The organism is Frankia sp. AiPs1 (assembly GCF_023716945.1).
Classification (GTDB): Bacteria; Actinomycetota; Actinomycetes; order Frankiales; family Frankiaceae; genus Frankia.
On the sequence record NZ_JAMQQF010000559.1, the window covers coordinates 1 to 3,957 of the forward strand.

Consider the following 3,957-nt stretch of genomic DNA (forward strand, 5'->3'; position numbering starts at 1 on the left):
CGCCTCCGCCCGCGCCCGGTCCCGCTCTCGCCGACTGGCCGGCCGATCTTGGCGCGCTGTCCGCCCCCACCCGGGAGAACCGCGGCTGACCGAGCCGTGGGCTTGGCCCGGCTGCGTTCGCGGCGGATCAGGGTTGCCGGCGCGCGGTCGGCACGTCGCGGCACGTCCGGCCCGCCCGACGATGGCTGCCACATGATCATCCGGCGGGGTTGGGAACCCTGTGGAACGATTCAGCTACTTGGAGCGACTAGATGGATCTGCCCGCCGGCTGCGGCCGGGGCGGTCCCGGCGGCGGAAGGGGTGCCGCGTGCGCAGGTACCTGGTCGAAGGTCTCGGAACATTCGTGCTGGTCCTCGGTGGGGTGGGGACGGCCGTGCTGGCCCGCGACGCGGTGGGCGTGCTCGGGATCGCGCTGGCGTTCGGGCTTGCACTGCTCGTGTTGGTGTACGTGATCGGTCCGATCTCCGGCTGCCACGTGAATCCGGCGGTGACCCTCGGGCTGCTGCTGTGCCGGAAGATCGAGCCGAGGCACGCGCTCGGCTACGTCGCGGCGCAGTGCGTGGGCGCGATCGTCGCAGCCGGCACGGTCTGGCTGCTCGCCGACGCGGGGCCGTTCGGGTACTCGCCCGACCTGCAGGGGCTCGGCGCGAACGGCTACGGCGTGCACTCCCCGGGCGGCTACGGGCTCGGCGGTGTCTTCCTCGTCGAGGTCCTGCTCACCACGTTGATGGTGTTCACCGTGCTCGGGGCGACCGACGTCCGGGCGCCGTTCGGCTTCGCGGGCCTCGCGATCGGGCTGGTCCTCGCCCTGTGCCACCTGATCAGCATCCCGCTCGACGGCACCTCGGTGAACCCGGCCCGCTCGCTGGGCCCGGCCGTCTTCGTCGGGGGCTGGGCGCTGGGGCAGCTGTGGCTGTTCATCCTGGCGCCGGCGCTCGGCGCCGGCCTCGCCGCCGCCGCCTACCTCGGCCTGCGCCCGGGACCGCAGGTCAGCGCATCCACCGTCGAGGCCGAGCTGCCGCAGGAGTCGCTGAGCCGGATCGCGCGGGAGACCGCTCGGCTCATCCGCGGCGGCGTCGAGTAGGTCGGATCGGCGCGGCTGCGACCTGGGCGGCGCGGCTTACCGTCCGGGCGATGCCCCGCGCAGCGGTCGTCCCCGCCCGCAACAAATGTTAACAACGGGACGATTGTTCGGGTTGATTCGTGACCGTAGTCTGCGGTCACGAATAGCTGACTCTCCGGCGTGCGCGGACCGGCGACGGGGTACGGCGAACCGTGTCGGCCCGACCCGCGACGGTGCGTGGAAGCGGCCCCGGAAAAGCTGGTGCAGCAGACTTCTACGACAGCTCGCCGGGACGAACGCGCGGCGGCCAGGCGACCGGCGACAGGGGTGGTGCAGGCATGTCCAGGGTGATTCGAGCCGCGCTCGTCCAGGCCCGCTGGACCGGCGACAAGGAAACGATGACCAAGACGCACGAGGAGGCCGCTCGATCGGCCGCCGCCGCCGGGGCGAAGGCGATCTGCTTCCAGGAGCTGTTCTACGGCCCGTACTTCTGCCAGGTACAGGATCCCGCCTACTACGCCTACGCCGAGTCGATTCCCGGGCCGACCACCGAGCGTTTCCAGGCTCTGGCAGCGGAGCTCGGCATGGTCATGGTGCTACCGATGTACGAGCAGGAGCAGCCCGGAGTGTTGTACAACACCGCGGCCGTCCTCGACGCCGACGGGCGCTATCTCGGCAAGTACCGCAAAACCCACATCCCGCACGTGACCGGGTTCTGGGAGAAGTTCTACTTCCGGCCGGGAAACCTCGGATTCCCGGTCTTCGACACTGCGATCGGGCGGGTCGGCGTCTACATCTGCTATGACCGGCATTTCCCCGAGGGCTGGCGCGCGCTCGGCCTGAACGGCGCCGAAATCGTGTTCAATCCGTCGGCGACGTCGCGCGGCCTGTCCAACTACCTGTGGAAACTGGAGCAGCCGGCTGCAGCGGTCGCCAACGAGTACTTCATCGGTGCCATCAACCGGGTCGGGATCGAGGATCTCGGCGACGACGACTTCTACGGCACGTCCTACTTCGTCGACCCCGAGGGCGCCTTCGTCGACGGCACCGGCGACGCGCACGAGCCCGAGCTGATGGTCCGCGACCTCGACCTGGACCTGCTCACCGAGGTGCGCAACCGCTGGGCCTTCTACCGGGACCGCCGCCCGGACACCTACGGCGACCTCACCGCCCCCTGACCCGCACCGCCCCCTGACCCGCACCGCCCCCTGACCCGCACCGCCGCCTGACCCGCACCGCCGCCTGACCCTGCCCGCGGCAAGGAGCTGACGCATGAGAACGCTCATCACGGGTGGGACGCTGGTCGGACCGCTCGGCGCGACCCCGACGGACGTGCTCGTCGACGGCGAGACGGTGGCCGCCCTGCTCGCCCCGCCGAGCGCAGCGAGCCGCCCGGCGGTCGAGGCCGACCGGATCATCGACGCCACCGGCAAGTACGTCATCCCGGGCGGGGTCGACGTGCACACCCACATGGAGCTGCCCTTCGGCGGCACCGCGGCGTCCGACACGTTCGCCACCGGCTCGGCCGCCGCGGCCTGGGGCGGTACGACCACGATCGTCGACTTCGCCGTGCAGCGTACCGGCGAGGTCGTCGAGGAGGGTCTGGCCGGCTGGCATGCCAAGGCCGAGGGGCAGTGCGCGATCGACTACGGCTTCCACATGATCATGGGTGGCGTGGACGAGGCCGCGCTCAAGGCGATGGACTCCCTCGTCGCTCACGAGGGCGTCACCAGCTTCAAACTGTTCATGGCCTACCCCGGTGTGTTCTTCAGCGACGACGGTCAGATCCTGCGGGCGATGCAGCGCGCCGCCGACTCCGGCGCCACGATCATGATGCATGCGGAGAACGGCCTGGCCATCGACGTCCTCGTCGCCCAGGCGCTGGCCCGCGGCGACACCGACCCGATCCACCACGGCCTGACCAGACCGCCGGCGCTGGAGGGCGAGGCCACCCACCGGGCGTCCGTGCTCGCCCAGGTCGCCGGCAACCCCCCGTTGTACTTCGTGCACCTGTCCGCCTCGGAAGCCCTCGGGGTGGTCAGCGGCGCCCGCGCCGCCGGGCGCAACGTGTTCGCCGAGACCTGCCCGCAGTACCTGTACCTGAGCCTGGAGGAGCACCTGGGCGCGCCCGGCTTCGAGGGCGCCAAGTACGTCGCCTCCCCGCCGCTGCGCACGAACACCGCTCCGCACGCCGACGACCTGTGGCGCGGCCTGCGCACCGACGACCTCGCCGTCGTCTCCACCGACCACTGCCCGTTCTGCTTCGCCGAGCAGAAGGAACTCGGCCGCGGCGACTTCTCGAAGATCCCCAACGGGATCGGGACGGTCGAGCACCGCATCGACCTGATCTACCAGGGCGTCGTCGCCGGGAAGATCTCGCTGCAGCGCTGGGTCGAGACCTGCGCGACCACCCCGGCGCGGATGTTCGGCCTCTACCCGCGCAAGGGCGTCGTCGCCCCGGGCTCGGACGCGGACATCGTCGTCTACGACCCGGCCGTGACGACGACGATCAGTGCCGCCACCCACCACATGAACCTCGACCACTCGGCCTGGGAGGGCTTCGAGATCGCCGGGAAGGTCGACACGGTGCTCTCCCGCGGGTCCGTCGTCGTCTCCGGCGGCCAGTTCAGCGGCCGCGCCGGCCATGGCCGCTACGTGCCCCGCGGCCTGTCCCAGTACCTGCGTTGACCGCACTGACCTGGGTTGACCGCACTGACCTGCGTTGACACGGAAGAGGGAGATGCGGCGATGCGGACGATCGGGCATCTGATCGACGGGGCCGAGGTGGCGGATGCCGCCGGTCGCTACGCGCCGGTGTGGAATCCGGCGACCGGCGAGCAGCAGGCCCGGGTCGCGCTCGCCTCGGCGCGGGAGGTGCGTGCCGCGGTCGGCGC

Annotated in this window: 3 protein-coding genes; all 3 read left to right on the forward strand. The window is 71.2% G+C overall.

What is annotated here, in order from left to right; translation table 11 throughout:
- Positions 1-307: 307 nt before the first annotated feature.
- On the forward strand, positions 308-1,084 hold the full coding sequence (locus ND748_RS27260) for an aquaporin (protein WP_251749071.1): 777 nt from the start codon (positions 308-310) through the stop codon (positions 1,082-1,084).
- A gap of 317 nt (positions 1,085-1,401) precedes the next feature.
- Positions 1,402-2,241, forward strand: coding sequence for a nitrilase-related carbon-nitrogen hydrolase (locus ND748_RS27265; RefSeq protein ID WP_251749072.1), 840 nt, complete (start codon positions 1,402-1,404; stop codon positions 2,239-2,241).
- Between the two features lie 94 nt (positions 2,242-2,335).
- Positions 2,336-3,751, forward strand: coding sequence for a dihydropyrimidinase (hydA, locus tag ND748_RS27270; protein WP_251749073.1), 1,416 nt, complete (start codon positions 2,336-2,338; stop codon positions 3,749-3,751).
- The last annotated feature ends 206 nt before the right edge of the window (positions 3,752-3,957 follow it).